Genomic DNA, 20,988 nt, shown 5'->3' on the forward strand with positions numbered 1-20,988 from the left:
CGCTTCCATCGAATCCGCGATGGCAGGGATCCGGCAGACGATCAGCCACAGTACGGCGCCGCCAAACAGGCCGATATAGCTCGGCGGGCGGCCATCGAATACGCGTGCGCCGGTCCAGGTGACCGCGAAAGCCGTGAACAGGACGGCGTTCGACAGATCGATCGAGACCCAGTCGGGCGCCTGCCCGTACAGTCCGAACAGAACCACCGATGCAGCGCGCAGCAGATGCGCGGAGCCCCACCAGGCCACGGCCACGATTGCCGAATTCTGGACCCAGGCGAACAGGAGCAATAGCCCGAGCATCGCCTCGACGTAGATCGTCACCAGAAACAGCGTGTTGACGTCCAGATTCATCGCAGATTTACCAGGCCATCCCGGCTCTATTCCTGCTCAGGCCATCGGCGCGTGAATACCCCGAGAGGCAAAAGATTGGGTGAAGACGGGATCACAAGTGCTTGGGCTTGCGTCCACGTGGTTTCGGATTGGTTTCCGGGATCGTCGAAATCGACCCGATCCGCAGGCCGATGAACGCACGGCCGATCGGTCGTCGGGTCCGGGGCCGGGATTCGAAACAGGCGGCCGTCACATAAGGCCCCCGTCGGCTCGCTCCTGGTCAGGCATTCCGCGGTCGACGGCGGCCTTGACGAGCCCCCACCCGATTGCGGCATTCTCGCGTGCCGTTCGTGACGCCGAAGGTGACCTAGCTTCGCCTCAGGCCGTGCGACCCTGCGCCATCGAGCAAAGCCAGGAACCGAACCATGTCTGAGACGATCCTCGTGACGAAGGACACGCGAGAGGCGGCACTTACGGGTCTGCCCACCGCAGCGAGGATCGCCTTCGCCCTCGCCGAGACTATTCGCTGCGGTTCACTGGAAGTGACGCTGCCGGACGGACGCAGTCTCGTTTTTCGCGGAGCGCAGCCCGGACCAAGCGCGCGCATGACCGTCAAGGATTATCGGTTCGCCTGGCGTACGCTGCGCTCGGGCGACATCGGCGTCGCCGAATCCTATTTGCGCGGCGAATGGGAGACGCCGGACCTGACCGGATTTCTTTATCTGTTCTGCATCAACCGCGAGATGATGCAACGCGTGCTCGGCGGCAATACCCTAGTGCGCTGGTTCCAGGTGCTGCGCCACTGGCTCAACCGCAACACCAAGCGGCAAGCGCGCAAGAACATTCACGCGCATTACGATCTCGGCAATGCCTTTTATTCGGCGTGGCTCGATCCGACCATGACCTATTCCTCAGCCCTGTTCGATCCCGGCAGCAATGACCTGACGACGGCTCAGATTCGGAAATATCAAAGCCTTGCTCAGTCGATCGACCTGAAGCGCGAGCAAAGCGTGCTTGAGATCGGCTGCGGCTGGGGTGGTTTCGCCGAATTCGCGGCCAAGACCTATGACGCACGCGTGGTCGGTCTGACCATCAGCCGGGAGCAGCACGAATTCGCCCAACGTCGGGTCTTCGAGGCCGGCCTCGCCGAACGGGTCGAGATCAGGCTCCAGGATTATCGCGACGAGCGCGGCCAGTATGACAGGATCGCCTCGATCGAGATGCTGGAAGCGGTCGGCGAGAAGTTCTGGCCCGACTATTTCCGACAATTGCGGGACCGGTTGAAGCCGGGCGGCGCCGCAGGCATCCAGACCATCACCATCCAGGAACGGTTCTTCGACAATTACAAGCGCGAGATCGACTTCATCCGGCGTTACGTCTTCCCGGGCGGCATGCTGCCGACGCCATCGACCCTGAAAACACTCGGCGAGCGGTTCGGCGTGCCGTTCCGGACCGAGCGGATTTTCGGAGAGGACTATGCCCGCACCCTCGCCGAGTGGCGCGCGCGATTCCGCGCAGCGTGGCCCGAGATCACGCCTCTCGGCTTCGACGAACGGTTTCGCAGACTTTGGGAATATTACCTCGCCTATTGCGAGGCAGGATTTTTGTCCCGCAACATCGACGTCCGGCAGATGGTTTTCGTCCGGGGGGACTAACCCGCAGAAAAATCCGTTTCCATGCTCCTTGTGCAAGCCGGCTCGGCAAGTCGCGGCTTGTCGCGTTCGGCCAGCCCCGATAGGGTCGCCCGAAATTTTCGCCGGAACCGACCATGAACAGCAGAGACAGCGTCATCGACGCGATTGGCAACACGCCCCTGATCAAGCTGAAGCACGCCTCGGCTCTGACCGGCTGTACGATTTTGGGCAAGGCCGAATTCATGAATCCCGGGCAGTCGGTCAAGGACCGCGCCGGCCGGCAGATGATCCTCGAAGCGGAAAAGCGCGGCGAGCTCAAACCCGGCGGCCTCGTGGTGGAAAGCACCGCCGGCAATACCGGGATCGGGCTTGCCCTCGTCGCCAATGCGCGCGGCTATCGCACGCTGATCGTCATTCCGGAGACCCAGAGCCAGGAAAAGAAAGACATGCTGCGGCTCTGTGGAGCGGAGCTGGTCGAGGTGCCGGCGCTGCCCTACGCCAACCCGAACAATTATCAGCATGTCGGCCGCCGGCTCGCAGACGAATTGCGCAAGACCGAGAAGAACGGCGTGCTCTTTGCCGACCAGTGGAACAATCTCGACAATCGTAAGGCGCATTACGTTTCGACCGGCCCGGAAATCTGGCGCGATACCAACGGCAAGATCGACGGCTTCATCTGCTCGGTCGGCACCGGCGGCACGCTCGCCGGAGTCTCGACCTATCTGCGCGAACAGAAGCCGGATATCGCGATCGGGGTCGCCGATCCCCGCGGCGCGGCGATGTATCATCTCTTCAAGGACGGCAAGCCGACCGTGACCGAAGGCGGCTCGATCACCGAAGGCATCGGACTTGCGCGCGTCACCCCGATCATCGAGGACATCAAGGTCGATAGGCCTTACCTGATACCCGACGAAGAAGCCGTCCCGCTGATTTTCGACATCCTGGAACACGAAGGGCTCTGCCTCGGCGGCTCCTCCGGGATCAACATCGCCGGCGCGATCAGGCTCGCCAAGGACCTCGGCAAGGGTGCGACCATCGTCACCGTATTGTGCGACTACGGCACCCGCTATCAGTCGAAACTGTTCAATCCGGATTTCCTGCGTTCGAAGAACCTTCCGGTTCCGGAATGGTTGACACGCAAGACCACCATCAAGCCACCCTTCGTGTGAGTGATACAATGGCTGCCGAAGCATCACCTGCGAGCCGCGCTCTGGTCACCACCCAGTGGCTTCAGGACCACCTCGACGCGCCAGACATCGTGGTGGTCGACGGGTCCTATTATCTGCCGGCGATGAAGCGTAACGCGCGCGAGGAATATCTCGCCGGTCATATTCCGGGCGCGGTCTATTTCGACCTTGACGCGATTTCGGATCATTCCTCCGATCTGCCGCACATGCTTCCGTCCCCGGAGGCGTTTTCTTCGGCCATGCGCACCATGGGAATTGGCGACGGGCTGACCATCGTTGTCTATGACGGCGTCGGCCTGTTCTCCGCCCCGCGGGTGTGGTGGACGTTTCGCACCTTTGGCGTGCGTGACGTTTACATCCTCGACGGCGGCCTTACGAAATGGAAAGCGGAAGGCCGGCCGCTCGATTATGGCGAAGTCAAACGTACGCCGCGCCATTTCACCGCGCGCTTCAATCGCGGTGCGGTCGCCGATGTCGACGACGTGCAGAAGGCGCTTGCGCATCCCGACGTCCAGGTCGTCGATGCACGCAGTGCCGGCCGGTTTGCCGGGACTGCGCCCGAGCCGCGGCCCGGACTGAAGTCAGGCCACATGCCCGGCGCGCTCAACCTGCCCTTTGACACCCTGCTCGAAGACGGCCGCCTGATTGCGCCAGACAAGATCCGGGCAGCGTTCGAGCGAGCCGGCGTCGATCTCGACAAGCCGGTGGTCACGACCTGCGGGTCGGGCGTTACCGCGGCGGTATTGTGGTTCGCGCTCGATGCGCTCGGCAAGGAGCCGAAGGCGCTCTATGACGGCTCCTGGACGGAATGGGCTTCGCGAGGCGATTTGCCGATCGCAACCGGGAGCTGACATCCACACTCGTCGGGTGGATAAGCGCCGCGCCGCGTGTTAGACACCTGCATGCTCATGAATGTGTCTTCGTCTAGCCCCGTCGCCGCTTCGCAAGCGTCGCCTGAGGTAACCGGCTTCTATCATGAGAAGACCGGCAGCATCGTGTATCTCGTTGTCGATGCTGCGACAGGGCATGCAGCTATCATCGATCCGGTGCTGGATTTCGATGTGCGATCCGGGCGGACAGCCACAACCGCCGCAGACGCCGTACTGCAGACGATCGCCGAGCGCCGGCTGACCATCGACTGGATTCTCGACACGCATCCGCATGCCGATCACTTCTCGGCCGCGGCCTATATGAAGAGCAAGCTCGGCGCGCCGATGGCGATCGGCGAGAAGGTCATCGATATCCAGAAGCTCTGGCAGACAATCTATAACGTGCCGCCCTACTCCACCGATTATTGGGACCGGTTGTGGAAGGACGGCGACAGCTTCAAGATCGGCTCGCTCGATGCGCGGGTGATGCTCTGCGCCGGGCATACGCTGGCATCGGTCACCTATGTCGTCGGCGACGCAGCCTTCATTCATGACACGCTGTTCCAGCCGGATGCCGGATCGGCGCGTTGTGATTTCCCAGGCGGCAGCGCCGCCGTGCTCTACGATTCCATCCAGCGCATCCTGGCGCTGCCCGACGACACGCGGCTGTTCACCGGCCACGACTACCGGCCGAACGGCCGGCCGGCGCAATGGGAGTCCACCGTCGCGCAGCAAAAGCGCGACAACACGCATGTCGGCGGCGGGCGCGATCGTGACACCTATGTGAATCTCCGTGAAGCCAGGGACAAGACATTGCCGCTGCCCGAACTGATGCTCGCGGCGTTACAGGTGAATCTCCGCGGCGGCCGCCTCCCCGAGCCGGAGGACAACGGCTGCAGCTATCTGAAGATTCCGCTCAACCTGTTCTAGATTTATTCATCGCACTGCGCGCCAGGCAGTAGATTGACCTGAGCGCGAAGCTCTACAGCGAATTCGGTTCTTCAAAGAAACAACCGCCCTCCGATTGTCATCGCCATTCTAAGGCGGGCATGACAAGAAACGGGCGATGCGACGCCACCTCAACCGACATTACCGTGGCCTCGGCCGACAATGCTCACAGGATCTGGCTGAGAAACAGCTTGGTCCGCACGTGCTTGGGATTCGCAAAGAATTCCGACGGAGCATCGATCTCAACGATCTGCCCCTCGTCCATGAACACGATGCGATCGGCGACCTGCCGGGCGAATCCCATTTCGTGAGTCACCACCAGCATGGTCATCCCGCTCTCCGCGAGCTCAACCATGGTCTGTAGCACTTCCTTCACCATTTCAGGGTCGAGCGCCGATGTCGGCTCGTCGAACAGCATGATCTTCGGATTCATGCAGAGCGCGCGCGCGATCGCCACCCGCTGCTGCTGACCGCCGGAAAGCTGTCCCGGATATTTGCCGGCCTGCTCCGGGATCCGAACGCGCTCGAGATAATGGCGCGCGACCTCCTCGGCCTCCTTCTTCGGCATCTTGCGTACCCACATCGGCGCCAGCGTCAGGTTCTCCATCACGGTGAGATGCGGAAACAGGTTGAAGTGCTGGAAGACCATGCCGACCTCGCGGCGCACCTCATCGATGCTTTTGAGGTCGTTGGTCAGCAGCACACCGTCCACCACGACGCGACCTTGTTGGTAATCCTCGAGCCGGTTGATGCAGCGGATCATCGTCGATTTTCCGGACCCGGAAGGACCGCAGATCACGATGCGCTCGCCGCGCGCAACGGTGAGGTTGATGTCGCGCAGCACATGGAAATCGCCGAACCACTTATGCATCCCGGCGATCTCCACCGCCGGAATGGCAGACTTGCCGTCCTGTTTTCCCGAACTCCCGCTCATCGCCGAAATCCGGTCGCGAGCCGCCGCTCGACGCTCTTCGCGTAACGCGACATCATCCAGCAGCACAGGAAGTAGAAGATCGCGGCGAACGCATAGCCGGTCGTCGACGTCACCGGCGTCGCCCATTTCGGATCGATGCGGGCAGCCTCGATGGTCCGCAGGAAGTCGAAAATCCCGACGATGAAGACAAGCGTGGTGTCCTTGAACAGCGCGATATTGCTGTTGACGATATTCGGAATGGTGATGCGCAAGGCCTGCGGCAAAACGATCAGCCCCATCATCTGCCAATAGCTGAGACCGAGCGCCTGGGCGCCTTCATATTGGCCGCGCGGGATTGCCTGCAATCCGGCCCTCACGACTTCCGCCATATAGGCGGCCGCGAACAGCGCAACGCCAACCAAGGCCCGCAACAACTTGTCCGGCGACCAGGATTCCGGAACGAACAGCGGCAGCATGACGCTCGCCATGAACAACACCGTGATCAGCGGTACACCGCGCACGAATTCGATGAAGATGATCGAGAACAACCGCACCGCCGGCATGGTCGAGCGCCGCCCCAACGCCAGCAGAATCCCGAGGGGCAGCGAGAACACGATGCCGACCGCCGATACGACGACGGTCACGAGGACACCGCCCCACAGCGACGTTGCCACATAGGACAATCCGAGCGGGGCGAATCCGAGCAACAGCATCACCGACACGATCGGCAGGACGATGAAGAAGTAGATTGCGCCAAGGCGCTTGTTGGGCGCCCATGACGCCAGCAGCCACACAATCCCGATCGCGAGTAGCGCGAAGAACAGATCGACGCGCCAGCGCTCTTCGGCCGGATAGAATCCGTAGATGAAGAAATTGATGCGTTCGATGACGAACGCCCAGCACGCTCCGACCCGCGGGCGTTCCGGCGACGCAATGCAGGCCGCGCGATCGTCGCCTGTCCAGACCGCGTCGAGGATCAGGAAATTCAGCAGCGGCGGTATCAACCACCACAGGACCAGAAGGGACAGCAAAGTCAGGCCGATATTCAGCGGCCCGGAAAATAGATGCTCGCGCAGCCAGCCGACAAGCGCACGGTCGCGTCCGGGCGGAGGCATTGCCGGAACGGTTTCGGTTCGCACGAAACGCCCATCGCCCATGCTCATCGCTCCACCAGCGCGATGCGGCGATTGTAGAGATTCATCAGCCCCGAGGTGACGAGACTGATGGTGAGATAGACTGCCATCGTGATCGCGACGACTTCCACTGCCTGCCCGGTCTGATTGAGGACGGTGCCGGTAAAGACCTGCACCAGATCGGGATAACCAATCGCGACCGCGAGCGAGGAATTCTTGGTCAGGTTCAGATATTGATTGGTCAGGGGCGGAATGATCACGCGCATCGCCTGCGGCACGACGATCAGCCGCAGCGTCGGTCCGGGGCGCAGCCCGAGGGAATAAGCCGCTTCGGTCTGACCATGCGACACGGACTGGATTCCGGCGCGCACCACCTCGGCGATGAAAGCCGCGGTGTAGATCGAGAGGCCGAACAGGAGCGCCGCGAATTCGGGGAGAATCTCGACCCCGGCCCGGATATTGAAGCGGCCCATTTCGGGAAAATCGAAGGTCATCGGAAATCCGGCGAGCGCAAAGGCTGCGAGCGGCAGGCCGAGAACGAGCAGCGTCCCGACCGTGAAAACCGGCGCCTGCTGGCCGGTCAGTTCCTGCCTTCGCCGCGCATAGCGGTGATAGGCGATTGCACCGGCGATACCGAGCAAAAGTGCGATGGGCACCGCCTCGAAGCCAGGACCCGCGATCGGCTTCGGCAGGAACAGGCCCCGGTTGTTGAGCAGCATGCCGCCCGGGATCGAGATGCTGTCGCGCAGGACCGGCAGCGCCTTGAGGACCGCGTTGTACCAGAACAGCAATTGCAGCAGCAGCGGCAGGTTGCGAATGACCTCGACATAGCCGGCCGCAAGCTTCGACACCAACACGTTCTTCGACAATTGAAGAATGCCGATGATGAAGCCGATGATGGTCGCAAAGACGATGCCGAGAAAGGACACGAGGAGCGTGTTGAGAAGCCCGACCCAGAACGCCCGGCCATAGGTCGATTGCGCCGTGTACGGTATCAGGTGCTGGCTGATGTCGAAGCCCGCAGTCGAATTCCAGAAATCGAATCCGGACGCGATGCGCGCGCGCTGGAGGTTTTCCGCTGCGTTGTTGACCGCACTATAGGCGAGCCAGACGATGGCCGCGCAGAGCAGCACCTGGAACGCGATGCTGCGCCAGCGCGGATCGTAGAACGGCGATATCCTGGGTGGCGCGGCCTGCGCCATCACGCGCTGCCGTTAGCGGACGGGCGGAGCGTATTGCAGGCCACCTTTTGTCCACAACGCGTTCAAGCCACGTGAGATTTTCAGCCGCGAGCCCTGACCGAGATTCCGCTCAAAGATCTCACCGTAATTGCCGACATGCTTGATCATGCGGACGCCGAAGTCATTGGTGAGGCCGAATGCCTCGCCGAACTTGCCCTCGGTGCCGAGCAAGCGGCGAATTTCCGGATTGTCCGACTTCATCTGCGCGTCGACATTGGCGCTGCTCACCCCGAGTTCTTCGGCATTGATCAGCCAGAAATTGACCCAACGCACGATGTCGAACCATTGGTCGTCGCCGTGGCGGACGGCAGGTCCCAACGGCTCTTTCGAAATGATGTCCGGAAGCACGACATGGTCGTCGGGCGACGCGGTCCGCAGCCGTTCGCCATAAAGGGCCGAGGCGTCGGTCGTGTATGCGTCGCAACGCCCCGCATCGTAGGCCTTCACAGCTTCGTCGGAGGTGGCGAAGGTGACCGTCTTCAGCCTCATATTGTTGGTACGGAAGAAGTCGGCGAGATTGAGTTCGGTCGTGGTGCCCTGCTGCACGCAGACCGCCGCATCGTTGAGTTCGAGGGCGGAATTGATCTTGAGGGCCTTGCGCACCAGAAAGCCCTGCCCGTCATAGTAGTTGACGCCCGTGAAATTGAGACCATTGGTCGTGTCGCGCGAGGAGGTCCACGTCGTGTTGCGGATCAGCACGTCGACCTCACCCGATTGCAGCGCGGTGAAGCGATCCTTGGCGGTCAGCGGCACGAACTTGACCTTGGTCGGATCATTGAAGATCGCGGCCGCGATCGCGCGGCAATAATCCACATCGAATCCGGTCCATTTGCCTTGCGCATCCGGCAAACCGAATCCGGCCAGATTGCCGTTTGCGCCGCAATTGAGGACGCCGCGCTGCTGCACCTGCTTCAACGTCTGCGCTTGGGCAACGGAGCCCGCCAGGCCGACCAGGGTCGCGAGGGCAAAGGTGAACAGACTGCGCTTCATGATATGTCCCCAATAATCCACCTGACGTGCCGGCAGGCCCGTGTGCGCCAAGGCGTACGGCACCTCTGCCTCCCGGCGCAAGCCTGCCCGCTTGCGCTAAAGGCCGCACAGAGCCAGAAACCCGGGCCGGGCTTCGCAGCAACGATTGACGCCATCTGAGAACGATTGCACAGACAGGTCAAGGGCTTGACTGGCGATTGCCGGTTTGCCTGCATCGATTGCAAAGAACCCGCCGCGAGCCGCCGGCGACCCCTCGAAGGACGTCCCATGAGCAAGCCAAAACAGCCCGGCGATCTGAAGCTCGATACGCTCCTCGTGACCGGCGGCCGCACCCCGAGCGATTATTTCGGCTTCGTCAACCCGCCGGTCTATCACGCCTCGACCCTGCTCTACCCTTCGGCGGAAGACATGGTGGCGCACCGCGGCCGATACCGTTACGGCCGACGCGGCACGCCCACATCGGAGGCGCTCGAAAACGCGCTTCGCGAACTCGAAGGTCCGCAATGCGCCGGCGTATCCCTCTTGCCCTCGGGCGCGGCCGCGGTCTCCACGGCCCTGCTGTCGGTTCTGTCGGCCGGAGACCATCTCCTCGTGACCGACAGCGTCTATCGCCCCACCCGCATCTTCGCCGATACTGTCCTGAAGCGATACGGCGTGGAGACGACCTATTACGATCCCTTGATCGGGGCCGACATCGCCACGCTGTTCAAACCCAATACGCGTGCCGTGTTCGTCGAAGCGCCCGGCTCGCAGACCTTCGAGATGCAGGACATCCCCGCCATCGCGGCCGTCGCCCACGACAAGGGTGCAGTCGTCCTGATGGATAATACCTGGGCGACCCCGCTTTATTTCCGCGCCTTCGATCACGGCGTCGATCTGTCGATCCAGGCCGGCACGAAGTATATCGGCGGGCATTCCGACATCATGTTCGGAACGGTGTCTGCAAACGCTGCGACCTGGCCCCAGCTCTCGGAGACCGTCGGGAATTACGGGCTCTGCGCCGGCCCCGACGACATCTACCTCGCCCAGCGCGGTCTGCGCACCTTGTCAGTACGGCTGGAGCGGCACCAGCGCTCCGCACTCGAGATCGCGCGATGGTTCGAACAACGGCCTGAGGTGCAATCGGTGCTGCATCCGGCGCTACCGTCGCACCCGGGCCACGCGATCTGGGCGCGCGACTTTTCCGGTGCGTCAGGATTGTTCAGCGTCGTCTTAAAACCCGTCTCGGAGGCTGCGCTTTATGCCTTCTGCGATGCGCTGTCTCTGTTCGGCATGGGCTTTTCGTGGGGCGGTTACGAAAGCCTCGTGATCATCTTCGATTGCAAGGAATATCGGACCGCGACCAAGTGGGAGCCCGGCGGTCCGGCGCTGCGCTTCCATATCGGGCTGGAAGATACCCGCGACCTGATCGTCGATCTCGAAGGCGGCCTTGCAGCGCTTCATGAAGCGGCGCGCGGCTGAAGGCGTCGCACGCTCCCGCCGGCGGAATACGGTAGTCGCGCGTTATTGATCAGCGCGCGAACGATAAACCGTGAACGACGTCCGCTTGCCGCTTCCGAGATTATAGCCCCTGAAGCGCGCCATTTGCGCATAACGCAGCCCGATCGCTTCGGCGCGCTGCGCAAAGGCGCGTTCGAGGGTGTGCTCCACCACAGCGAGTCGGCACGGCGCCCCGCGCAGGAAGTCGGCCGCACCATTGGCGCCGGTCAGCACCGTATCCGTCCCGTTCAGGAACACGAGGCTCGGTTCATGGAATCCGGCGGCGGCCAGGCGGGCGTCGTTGCAGCCGGACGCATGCACCGCGCGCTGGACCGCGACGCTCGGGAAAAGCGCTTCGAGCGAAGGAAGAACGGACCAGTACACGGCAATCGACAGCAGGACCGTCGTCACGGCGGCGCGTAACAGCGAGCGCTCGATGCCGTCCACATCGTAGAGCCACCAGGCGCGGAAACCGAAAACCATCGCGGCTGCGAGGAACGGCCAAGCCTGCCAGCCGAGAGCTCCCTCATAAACCAGCAGCAGGAACAGCGAACCGACGAAGATCAGGACCGGGACCGCGAACCACCAGAAGGTGCCCCATTCCATCCACTTGCGAGGCGACATCTCGCCCCGCTCGATCGCGCGCGCCAGAAGGATTGCGATCGCCGGGTAGAGCGGCAGCACGTAATGCGGCCGCTTGGTGACCACGAATTCGAACACGATCCAGGCCGGCACCAGCCACGCCAGCAGAAATTTGACCGGGGTCTCCCATTTCTCCCGCCAGATGCCCGGCGCAGCCATGCCGGCCAGCAGTGAAGCCGGCCAGAACGTGAAGAAGAACAGGACGATGAAATAGCCAGGCGGCGCGCCATCGCCCTCATGCCCGGTGAAAATCCTCAGGAGCAGACCGTCGCCGAGGGCGTGGGAGAAGAAGGCGGAGCCGGTGCGCAAGCTGATCGCGGCGAACCAGGGCACCACCAGAACGAGGAAAATCGGGATTCCGATGAGCGGACGCAATGCACGCAGCCACGACCCGGAGCGGTCGATCGCCACCAGCGCGACGATCGGCAATCCGATCAGCATCAGGATCAGCGGGCCCTTGAGAAGCACGCCGGCCGCGAGCGCTATCCAGAAGACATATGGCAGCGCCGGATTGTCCGGCTCGTCGTCGTCTCTCGGCAAATAGGCGCGCGCCAGCACGCCCATGCACAACACCACCATGAACAGCAGCATGGCATCGGTCTTGGCCTGCCGCGCCTCGATCCCGAGCAGGATCGAAGATGCCATCATGATCCCGGCGAGAAGCGCCGCACGCCGGCTGACGAACATGGTGGCGACCCAGAAGGTCGCGATCACCGCCCCGACCGCGCCGACGACAGAGGGTATGCGATAAACGTAGATGCGGTTGTCCAGTTCTCGTCCCGAGATCAACTCGGACGCATGCAGCGCGGCCGCCTGTAGCCAGTAGATGCCCACCGGCTTCTGGTAGCGCACGTCGTTCTGGAAGCGGATGTCCACATAGTCGCCGTGCTGGACCATCTGCCGGGTTGCCTGCGCAAAGCGTGCTTCTTCGCGGTCGATGGGCGGGACTTTCGATATTCCGGGCAGGAAGGCGAGCAGCGAAAAGATCAGCAGGATGACAATGGCGCGCGTGTCGGTGGCGCAGGCATAATCGAGCACGCCGCCGAGACCCCTTTGCCAGGTCTCACGCGTCTCGCGCTTTGCAAAACTCTCTTCGTCCCAACCGGTCGCCATGCGGGGCGGACCATAGGGAAAAAGCCCTCACCCGGGAAGAACCGGTTACTGCACCCGCACCATCACGCTGTCGGCTGTGCCTTTTCCGTCAATGACGGTGAGCCGGACGAAGCCCGGCCCCTTCGGATCGAAAAAGATGGTGCGGCCCGAGCCGCGATTCTGCGGCACCCCGTTCACCATGACGGTCATTGGCTCGATGCCGCCCGCGATCTTCATCGCTACCGGCTCCGGGCGGCCATCGGTCGATGCGAGTTCGAGACGTGCGCCGTTCGGCGGGAACATGATCCGGACGCGGTCGCTGGCGCGACTGCCCCCTGAATCATCGGAAAAGCGTTGCAGCGGCGGCGGCAGCTTGCCGTTCGTGGCCAGGATGGCGCCCTTCGGCGCCGGCGGAAGGCGCTCCGGAAGGTAGCCGCCCCGCGCAAACGCATCGAACAGAATTGGGGCTGCCGCCGTGCGTCCGAGGATTCCCGGCACCGGCGCGCCGTCCGGACGCCCGACCCAGACGCCGATCGTGCGCCGCCCGTCGAAGCCGACCGCCCAGGCATCGCGATAGCCATAGGACGTCCCGGTCTTGAACGCGATGCGATTGCGGGCGGCATTCTCCGGCGGCGGAGTGCCGATCAGGACATTGCCGACATACCAGGCGGCGACCGGATCGAGCAGGCGGCGCGGCGGGCGCGCGAGCGCGGCCTCGATTCGGCGTTCGATCAGCGGCAGCGTCAGGCCCTGCCGTGCCAGCCCGGCGTAAAGCATGGTGAGGTCAGAGAGCGTTACGCCGACTCCGCCAAGTCCCATCGCCAGTCCCGGCACTTCGCCCTTCGGGAAGACCATGGCTCCGCCAGCCTGCGACAGTCGCGCCGTAAGCCTTGCGGCGCCGACACGGTCGAGCATCGCGACAGCCGGAACGTTAAGCGACAATTGCAGGGCCTTGCGTACCGACACGGTGCCCTGAAAGGTCAGATCGAAATTTTCAGGTGCGTAAGTCCCGTACCGCGTCGGCCGATCCTCGATCAGCGTTTCCGGATGCGCCAGTCCGTCCTCGAACGCCAATCCATAGATGAATGGCTTTAGCGCCGAGCCCGGCGAACGCAATGCGCGCGTCAGATCGACCTGCCCTGCCCGGTTCTTGTCGAAATAATCCGGCGAGGCGACGCGCGCGAGGATTTCGCCGCTCGCATGATCGACGGCAAGGATTGCAACGGAAATATCGCGACCAAGCATCGCGGCCCGTTCTTGAGCCAAAAGCTCCAGCGCGCGCTGCAGCCGCGCATCGATGGTGAGTTCATGCCGGGATAAATCTGGCGCGGCGGCAATCGCCTGGTCGGCGGCATGCGGCGCGAGCGCAGGCATCGCGAGCCGCCGTGCGGGCACCGGATCGGTCTTTGCCGCGGCGATTTCGTCGGCCGGAATGCCGATGTCGCCCGCCACGCGGTCCAGCACGCGGTCGCGCGCGCGCCTCGCCCGGTCCGACGCGCGGTCCGGACGACGCGCCTCGGGCGATTGCGGCAGCGCGACCAGAAGCGCGGCCTCGGGCCGCGACAACCGCTTGGGTTCCTTGCCGAAATAGGCGAGCGACGCCGCGCGAATGCCTTCAAGATTGCCGCCATAGGGCGCGAGCGAGAGATAGAGCGACAGGATCTCGTCCTTGCTCATTGCGCGTTCGAGCTCGATTGCGCGCACCATCTGGCGCAACTTTGCCAGCAATGTGCGCTCACTGCGGGGCTCAAGGAGCCGCGCCACCTGCATCGAAATTGTCGAGGCGCCGGAGACGATCTCGCGATGCGCGATCAACTGCCACGCGGCGCGTATCATCGCGACCGGGTCGACCCCGTAATGCTCGTAGAAGCGCCGATCCTCGTATGCGATCAGCATGCGGACATAGCGAGGATCGACATCCTCGATCCGCGCCCTCAGCCGCCAGCGTCCATCGGCGGTGGCATAGGGCCGCAGCAGCCGCCCGTCCCGATCGATCACCTCGACCGAAACGGGGAGCGTCTCGGCGCGGGGCAGCGGGGGCAGCGACCGCACCCACAGCGTCAGCGCAAGCGCTGAGCCGGCAAGGATCGCGCCGCCCGCGCCGGCTGCTATTGCGAGGCCCCGCCTCATTTGCCGGCCGTCACCTCGACCTTGCCGGTCGCGGTGCGGCCGAACCGGTCGGGGCGATACATATCCTCCACGAAGGCTTGCGGATGCGTGTAGGTCCCCGGCGCAACCGCGCGCACCACATAGGCCACCGTGAAGATCGCCGCGTCCTTGCTGTCGCGCTTGAAGGCCGCGCTGAAGCGGTCGTCGCGGAATTCGGCATGGTCCGGAACCTTGCCGAGTTCGATCCAGCTCAGCGCCCCGGCATCGCCCGAGGACACAAGACGGGGATTGTCGATCTCGAAGCCGGCCGGCAGGTAATCCGCAACGACGATTCGTCCGAATTGCGGCTGGCTCTCGGTGATCTTCAGCACCACCGCGTAGCGTTCGTTCTGCTTCGCCTTGGTGATGTCGACCGGCTCGCCGGCGAGCGTGAAGTAATTGCGCTCGATCTTGAAGCCGCGCTCTGCCGCGGGCTCGGGGACGACAGGCGCGCCGGTGACCGAAACCACCGCCTGCAACGTCTCCTCGCCGCTATTGCTGATGCGCAGCGGAGTGGCTTTCAGCGCCGCCGCATTGGCGCTGCGATAGAGCGCGCCCTTTTGCGCGCTGCCATTCACGGTCATCGCAAGGCCGGCCGCATCCCTCGCGATGGCGCGCGCAGCCAGCACCAGCCAGGCATTCTCCTGCGTCGAGGTATAAGCCGAGAGCTGGCGCGCCGCCTCGACCCGCGACACAGCGGCAGCAACGGTCGGCCGCGGTGCATTGCTTTCGGAGGCAAGCGTCACGAGCGCCGCGGAATCGCGCAGCGCCGAGCCATAATCCTGCCGGCCGAATTCCAGCTTCGGCTGCGGCGAGATGGCGTCGAGCGCGGCCTGATAGACCCGGTCCGCGCGGGTCTTGTCGCCGAGCAATCCGAGCGCCGCCGCGATCTGCGCCTTGGCGATCGGAGTTGCGATGGCGTTCAGCTTGGTGTCGGCGATATAGCGAAGATCACCAACCGGAGCTGTGCCATTGCGCGCCAGCACGTAGAGCGCATAGGCAAGGTCGCGTCCGCCATCCTTGGACGGTTCGGGCGCGATCGCAATGTTGTTGCGCAGCCGCTCCAGCGCGAGGCGGAAGGCGACATCCGGAACCGCAAAGCCGCGCTCGCGCGCCCGCGTCAGGAAATCCGTGACATAGGCATCGAGCCACGGATCGTCTCCGCCAACCGACCAGAGCCCGAACGAGCCGTTTGAGCCCTGCCGCGCCAGAATCCGCTCGATCGCATCGCGGATGCGCTGATCGGCCTCGGTGTCGAGCGCGAGCTGCGCGGTTGCTGCGAGATCGTTGACATAGAGCAGCGGCAAGGCGCGGCTCGTGATCTGTTCGGTGCAGCCGAACGGATAGCGGTCGAGCGCCTTGAGGATCGTCGCCGCATCGAGTGCGGTCGATGGTCCGACCGACAGCGCAACGCTTCCCGTTCCGGGCACGAGATCCGCGAACAGATCGTCGGTGAGCGTGATGCTCTCGCCTTTTGCGATTTGGCGTACGGTGCGCCGGGTCAGAAGCTGACCGGCGGGCCGCACATTGAGCGCGTATTGGCGTTCGAGCTTGAAGCCGCCCGGCCCCTCGACATTCAGGGTGATCGTCGCGGTGCCGGCGGAGGACACTTCAAGCGGGAAAGACACCGCCCGGCGCTGCTTCGCCGGCAGGGTGACCTTGTCCTCGACCTTGCCGGTCGCACCGGTCGGCCCCTGCGCGGTCAGGATGAGCGCATAATCGCCGGCCTGCCCTTCGACATTGTCGATGTCGACATGCATCGTGGACCGGTCGCCGGTGTTGAGGAAACGCGGCAACGTTGCGGTGACGACGACCGGATCGCGGATGATCACGTCGCCCGTCGCCTTGCCGACGCGATCTCGGCTCCAGGCGATGCCCATGACGCGGGCGCTGCCGGCAAAGGCCGGGATGTCGAACGACACCTCGGCGGTTCCGTCCGGCTTCACCTGGACCACGCCGGAATAGAGGGCGAGCGGCTTCTGCACGGGCGGCGAGCCTTCCATGGCGTCGCCACCATCGTCGCCGCCGGTGCGGATCGCGCCGCGGGTGCCCTGCATCCCGTCGATCAGCTGACCGTAAAGGTCGCGCACTTCCGCCGACAGCCTGCGCTGGCCAAGGAAATAATCGTCAGGCGCCGGCGGCTTGTAGTTCGTCAGATTGAGAATGCCGACATCGACGGCGGCGACCACGACCCGCGCGTCTTCACCGGGAGCGAGCCCGGTCAGCTTCACCGGAACGCGCAGCGTCGTGTTCGGCCGGATCACCTGCGGCAGCGTCATCTGCATGCCGAGCGTGCGTGACGCCTTGTCGATGCTGAACCACTGCACGCCGATGGCGCGGCCGGGCATGCGCTTGGCCGCAGCGTCCAGCGGCCGGCGCAAGGTCGCGACCACATAAGCGCCGTTGCCCCAATCCTTGCCGACCGGAATCGCAATCTGGTTGATGCCCGTCTTCACGTCGGCCGTGATCGTGGACAGCATGCGATCGCCGACCACGTTGAGCGTGATGCGCCCGTCGCTGCGCGCGGTGACGGCGACATTCATGGTGTCGCCCGCGCGGTATTCCGGCTTGTCGAGCGCGACCTCAAGGAGGTCCGGCGTATCGGCGCCGGCCTCGGCATAGAAGCCGGCATCGAACGCCACCTGCGTCAGCAGGCCGTTCTCGTCGGAGACGTCAAGGCGATAGCGTCCCCACGTCACCGGAAGCGACAGGCGCGCCGGCTGACCGTCCGCCGTTGCATCGATCTTGCCGTCGGCAATCCGGCGGGTGGATTTCACCGGTTCGTAATTCCAGTAGCCGTCTTGCCGGTACCACTGATAGCGGCTCTCGATGCGCATCAGTTCGTAACGCAGGCCCGGCCGCGCGATCCGCTTGCCCTCGAGGTCGACAACCACCACGTCGAAGGTCGCGTTGTCGCCTTCGCCGAGCGAGCGGCCATTGAATAGCGGGCGCACGCCGATCATGTCGCCCGCCGGCGTCACCGGCAACGTCAGCTTGCGCTCGACGGCGCGGCCGCCGGATTCGGCAAGACGGATAGTGAGGCGCGCCTCGAGAATCCGTTCCTTGGTCGGCAGCTTGTCGAGCGACACCTCGAATGTCGCCTTGCCCTCGTCGTCGGTCGTGCCGAGATCCGATAGCGATTCCTGCTCGGCTTCGACGCGTTCGTCGGTCCCGAACCGATAGCCCGGAAAGCCCGGCCGCTCCTTCGCCGCCGTGACCAGAAGCTCGCCCTCGATGGCGAGATTGGCAGCCGGTGCGCCATAGAGGAAACGTCCCGACAGCGTAATTTCGGCGGGCTCGTCGGTCGAGATCTTGCCCTTCGGCGCGGCGAGATCGAATTCCAGCCGGTCGGGCACATAATCTTCGACAAGGAAGGTGGCTTCGCCGATCGCCGGACGCTTCGGATCGGTGAAGGCCTTGACGCGCCAGGTGCCGGTCAATGCGGTCTGCGCGATCGGAAGCGAAAAGGAACGGCCGCCCAGGCCCTCGTCCTTGAGCACGCTGCGGCGATATTCAACGCCGTCCGGGCGCTCGACCACGAGGGTGAGCGGGACGCCCGTTGCCGCGACCGCGGCCGCATCGCGCAGCAGCGCCGTGATGTGGACCGTCTCTTCGGTGCGATAGACGCCGCGCTCGGTGTAAACAAAGGCATCGAGCTCCGCCGGCGCCTTGCGGCCGGCAACGCCGCGGTCGGACAGGTCGAAGGCCGGCGATTTGAGATTGAGGAAGGCGTAATCGGCCGCAGCGCTCGCGACGATCAAGGCCGGCGACAGGCCACCCTCCCCGCGCGTCAGATTGGACTCGAACTGCGCCTGTCCGTTGGCATCGGTGCGCTTGATCGCCAGCACCTCGTTGCTGCGCGACAAGAGCCGCAGCTCGATGCCTGCGACCGGCGCGGTCGAGGCGAGCGAATTCACCGAGACATGGATGCCATCATTGCCGGAAAAGGCGGTCAGCCCGAGATCGGAGACGATGAACCATTGTGTTGCGAGCTGGGAAAAGTCGTCGCCCGGATCGGCATCCTTGGGCTCGGCGACCATCGCATAAACGCCGGGCTTGAGTTCGCCGAGCGCCTGATCGATCGGGAAAGCGGTCGTGACCTCGTTGTTGAGCGAATATTCGAGCGCCAGTTCGCCGGTCCAGACGGTCTGGCCGCGCTCGTCGCGCAATTGCTCGGCATCGTAGCGGCTGAGCGGGCGCTGGAAGTCGCTGCCCAGCACGGTGTCGATCAGATTGCGATCACCGACGCGGAAGATCTGGACCTTGGCGACCTTGCTGTTGACAGCGACCAGCGGAATGCCCTGCTGGCCGGTGCGCGGCAGCACATAGGACTTGCCGGTGAAACGGACCTGCGGGCGGCGGTCGCGAACGTAGATCGTGAAGTCGGCGGCGCGCGCCAGCGGCTCGGTGGTCGACGGCAGGCCAGCGCGCAGCGTGATGGTGTAGCGCTCGCCGTGTTTGAGGCCTTCGACGCAGAGCTGCTTTTCGTCCGCGGTGAGCGCGGGACGTTCGACGCCCGGCACCGATACGAAGGGTGAGAAGTCGGTGCGCTTGCCAGGCAGCGTCTCGGAGAACTGGAAGCAGGCGCGCGGCGAAGCGCCATCAGCATCGACCGTGTAATCGAGCAGGCGGAAGCCGTGCTCCTCGCGCAGCTTCTCGTATTGCGCCCGCACCGACGCAACTTCGCGCAGGTCGAGCGCGTGGCGCAGCGCATCGAGCGCTGGCCGCCAAACGCGCCGCTCTGCAAAAGAATTGCCGATGATCTGCAGAGCCTCGGCCTGCTCTGACGGATTTTCGGAGCGCTCATAGGCGATATAGCCTGCGGTCGCCGCGCGCTCGAGCAGAAGGGTGCGCTCTTTCGCATTGGCGGGGCGGATCTGGGCGACGCTGCGCGCAAGCCGCAGCCAGCTCGTGGCGTCGTCCGGCTCCGCCGTGACGATCTGGCCGAGCAATTGCAGGCCGGTGCGGAAGTCGTTCTTCTTGAACGCCTCCTCCATCTCGCGGCGCAGCTGGGCGACCGGCTTCGTCACCTGCCCGGAATCGGTCCTGATCTGCGCTTCCAGACGGACCGACGCGTCGTCGAGATCCTCGCGGGAGAACGGCCGCTCGGCGCTCTGCTCCTGCGCAGATGCGGACGAGACAAAGGTGGGCGAGACGCAGGCACAAGCAAGCAGCACGGCAAAAAGGCCGGCGCGCGCAATCGCGAACATGAGCGAAATCCTCCTCCCCGACGGCGGCAATTCCGTACGGGCGGACTTTAGGTCAAAGGTAAAACGTGTCGAGGTCGTGACGCCCGCCGACGGAGAAATTCTTCCGCGATCACAAAATCGATATCACGGCGAACAGACCCCAGCCTTCAGGACATGCCGGGCGACATGCGCGTCCTCCGAATCACGGCGCGTCGGAGAGGTCTTTCGGATCGACCTGCCGCCAGGACGGATCGGGATCGAATGCGGTCATGCGCGAGGCGATGCGCGCGGTGTTCGGTCCGAGATCCCTCTGCAGCACCACGCCAGCGTGATTGACGATGAAGCTCATCACACCCGAATTGCCGTACTCGGCCGGATAAGCGAGAAGACCGAAGCCGCCGATCATGTTGCCCTTCACGACATAGTTCATGGCGCCGCCCGGCGCATGCGGTCCCTGCGTCGTCAGCACCTTGTAATAGTAACCGTGATAGGGAATGGGCTCCGCGCCTGTCCTGTAGCCTTGGATCGTGGCGCTGGCGAAGGCTTCGCCGAGCGGGCTTTGCGACTCGTTCGCTCCCGCAGGCCAATACAGGCCGTCCTTCTTTCCAGGACTGGAGACGATCCGCTGCGCGTAGGTGTCGACCTTCTGCCCTTCCGGATTCATCGACGCATAGTCGTTCTGCGCATCGACATAAGCGAGCGCGGTTTGGATCGCGGCGAGTTCGTTCCTGCCGATCCGGCGCAGCAGCACCTCGCGCCGTCCGCTGACCGCGTCGAACTGCCAGGCGCCGCTCTTCTGCACCAGCGGGATCGGGAGCTGCCAGTCGTTCTTGCCGATGACCAGATCGGCACGATCCTCGCCCTCTTTCACGATCTGATGCTTCAGATCGTAGGCGATCAGGAACGCCGCGCGTGCGGTCTGATCGGCGACAGGATCGCCCGACACGACGATGTCACGGCCGTCCGGCCCCAGGATGCGGATCATGTCGCGCAGATCGTCGGCGCGGACCGCAGCAACGAACGCCGTCACCGCTTCGTCGGGTGACTTGAACTTTTGCTGCGCATGGGCGGAGAAGGTCGCACCGGCAAGCGGCGCAAATGCGAGCGCTGCGGGCAGGATGATGCGGGAGAGATGTTTCATGGCTTCCTCTCGATCTGCAATCGGCGTTCGGTGATCTCAACGTCTGCCA

Annotated in this window: 13 protein-coding genes and 1 pseudogene; 5 read left to right on the forward strand and 9 right to left on the reverse strand. The window is 64.0% G+C overall.

The features are described from left to right. Positions 1-354: pseudogene (locus VN004_RS11655) on the reverse strand (GGDEF domain-containing protein); the annotation flags it as partial. Positions 355-758: 404 nt separating this feature from the next. Here VN004_RS11655 and VN004_RS11660 point away from each other — a divergent pair. The 4 genes from VN004_RS11660 to VN004_RS11675 all read left to right on the forward strand — a co-directional run bounded on the left by VN004_RS11660 (position 759) and on the right by VN004_RS11675 (position 4,953). Beyond that, a complete protein-coding gene (locus tag VN004_RS11660) occupies positions 759-1,988 on the forward strand; it encodes a cyclopropane-fatty-acyl-phospholipid synthase family protein (protein WP_325610133.1) in 1,230 nt (409 codons plus the stop codon). Positions 1,989-2,101: 113 nt separating this feature from the next. After that, on the forward strand, positions 2,102-3,136 hold the full coding sequence (locus VN004_RS11665) for a cysteine synthase A (protein ID WP_325610135.1): 1,035 nt from the start codon (positions 2,102-2,104) through the stop codon (positions 3,134-3,136). 8 nt (positions 3,137-3,144) lie between these two features. After that, positions 3,145-4,005, forward strand: a complete 861-nt coding sequence (gene sseA / locus VN004_RS11670) for a 3-mercaptopyruvate sulfurtransferase (RefSeq protein WP_325610138.1) — start codon at positions 3,145-3,147, stop codon at positions 4,003-4,005. Between the two features lie 57 nt (positions 4,006-4,062). Further along, positions 4,063-4,953: an MBL fold metallo-hydrolase gene (locus VN004_RS11675; RefSeq protein ID WP_325610140.1), complete on the forward strand. Its 891-nt coding sequence runs from the start codon at positions 4,063-4,065 to the stop codon at positions 4,951-4,953. A 184-nt stretch (positions 4,954-5,137) separates the two neighbouring features. Here the strand turns inward: VN004_RS11675 and VN004_RS11680 are convergent, their stop codons facing one another. The 4 genes from VN004_RS11680 to VN004_RS11695 are packed head-to-tail and all read right to left on the reverse strand — an operon-like array spanning position 5,138 to position 9,248. Beyond that, a complete protein-coding gene (locus tag VN004_RS11680; RefSeq protein WP_325610142.1) occupies positions 5,138-5,905 on the reverse strand; it encodes an amino acid ABC transporter ATP-binding protein in 768 nt (255 codons plus the stop codon). Next, on the reverse strand, positions 5,902-7,041 hold the full coding sequence (locus tag VN004_RS11685) for an amino acid ABC transporter permease (RefSeq protein WP_325610144.1): 1,140 nt from the start codon (positions 7,039-7,041) through the stop codon (positions 5,902-5,904). The genes VN004_RS11680 and VN004_RS11685 overlap by 4 nt, the downstream gene beginning before the upstream one ends. Positions 7,042-7,043: 2 nt before the next feature. Then, complete coding sequence (locus VN004_RS11690) at positions 7,044-8,219, reverse strand: amino acid ABC transporter permease (RefSeq protein WP_325610146.1); 1,176 nt, start codon at positions 8,217-8,219, stop codon at positions 7,044-7,046. Positions 8,220-8,231: 12 nt separating this feature from the next. Continuing rightward, on the reverse strand, positions 8,232-9,248 hold the full coding sequence (locus VN004_RS11695; protein ID WP_325610148.1) for an amino acid ABC transporter substrate-binding protein: 1,017 nt from the start codon (positions 9,246-9,248) through the stop codon (positions 8,232-8,234). Positions 9,249-9,515: 267 nt separating this feature from the next. Between VN004_RS11695 and metC the strand changes: the two genes are divergently transcribed. Continuing rightward, on the forward strand, positions 9,516-10,709 hold the full coding sequence (gene metC, locus VN004_RS11700; RefSeq protein ID WP_325610150.1) for a cystathionine beta-lyase: 1,194 nt from the start codon (positions 9,516-9,518) through the stop codon (positions 10,707-10,709). Between the two features lie 42 nt (positions 10,710-10,751). On the opposite strand, the gene VN004_RS11705 is transcribed toward metC, so the two are convergent. From VN004_RS11705 to VN004_RS11720, 4 genes are all read right to left on the reverse strand, one after another. Further along, on the reverse strand, positions 10,752-12,482 hold the full coding sequence (locus VN004_RS11705; RefSeq protein WP_325610152.1) for a glycosyltransferase family 39 protein: 1,731 nt from the start codon (positions 12,480-12,482) through the stop codon (positions 10,752-10,754). 45 nt (positions 12,483-12,527) lie between these two features. Further along, positions 12,528-14,591: a penicillin-binding protein 1C gene (pbpC, locus tag VN004_RS11710; protein ID WP_325610154.1), complete on the reverse strand. Its 2,064-nt coding sequence runs from the start codon at positions 14,589-14,591 to the stop codon at positions 12,528-12,530. Beyond that, entirely contained in the window at positions 14,588-19,819 is a 5,232-nt protein-coding gene (locus VN004_RS11715; protein ID WP_325610156.1) for an alpha-2-macroglobulin, read from the reverse strand. The genes pbpC and VN004_RS11715 overlap by 4 nt, the downstream gene beginning before the upstream one ends. A 181-nt stretch (positions 19,820-20,000) precedes the next feature. After that, positions 20,001-20,939, reverse strand: a complete 939-nt coding sequence (locus VN004_RS11720) for a DUF2950 domain-containing protein (protein WP_325610158.1) — start codon at positions 20,937-20,939, stop codon at positions 20,001-20,003. Positions 20,940-20,988: the final 49 nt, after the last annotated feature.

Origin of the sequence: Pseudorhodoplanes sp. (assembly GCF_035565855.1) — a bacterium.
In the GTDB taxonomy this organism is placed as follows: Bacteria; Pseudomonadota; Alphaproteobacteria; order Rhizobiales; family Xanthobacteraceae; genus Pseudorhodoplanes.

Coding starts and splice junctions, on each gene's coding strand:
- VN004_RS11660 (WP_325610133.1), top strand. CDS start 759: ATGTCTGAGACGATCCTCGTGACGAAGGACACGCGAGAGGCGGCACTT.
- VN004_RS11665 (WP_325610135.1), top strand. CDS start 2,102: ATGAACAGCAGAGACAGCGTCATCGACGCGATTGGCAACACGCCCCTG.
- sseA (WP_325610138.1), top strand. CDS start 3,145: ATGGCTGCCGAAGCATCACCTGCGAGCCGCGCTCTGGTCACCACCCAG.
- VN004_RS11675 (WP_325610140.1), top strand. CDS start 4,063: ATGAATGTGTCTTCGTCTAGCCCCGTCGCCGCTTCGCAAGCGTCGCCT.
- VN004_RS11680 (WP_325610142.1), bottom strand. CDS start 5,905: ATGAGCGGGAGTTCGGGAAAACAGGACGGCAAGTCTGCCATTCCGGCG.
- VN004_RS11685 (WP_325610144.1), bottom strand. CDS start 7,041: ATGGGCGATGGGCGTTTCGTGCGAACCGAAACCGTTCCGGCAATGCCT.
- VN004_RS11690 (WP_325610146.1), bottom strand. CDS start 8,219: ATGGCGCAGGCCGCGCCACCCAGGATATCGCCGTTCTACGATCCGCGC.
- VN004_RS11695 (WP_325610148.1), bottom strand. CDS start 9,248: ATGAAGCGCAGTCTGTTCACCTTTGCCCTCGCGACCCTGGTCGGCCTG.
- metC (WP_325610150.1), top strand. CDS start 9,516: ATGAGCAAGCCAAAACAGCCCGGCGATCTGAAGCTCGATACGCTCCTC.
- VN004_RS11705 (WP_325610152.1), bottom strand. CDS start 12,482: ATGGCGACCGGTTGGGACGAAGAGAGTTTTGCAAAGCGCGAGACGCGT.
- pbpC (WP_325610154.1), bottom strand. CDS start 14,591: ATGAGGCGGGGCCTCGCAATAGCAGCCGGCGCGGGCGGCGCGATCCTT.
- VN004_RS11715 (WP_325610156.1), bottom strand. CDS start 19,819: ATGTTCGCGATTGCGCGCGCCGGCCTTTTTGCCGTGCTGCTTGCTTGT.
- VN004_RS11720 (WP_325610158.1), bottom strand. CDS start 20,939: ATGAAACATCTCTCCCGCATCATCCTGCCCGCAGCGCTCGCATTTGCG.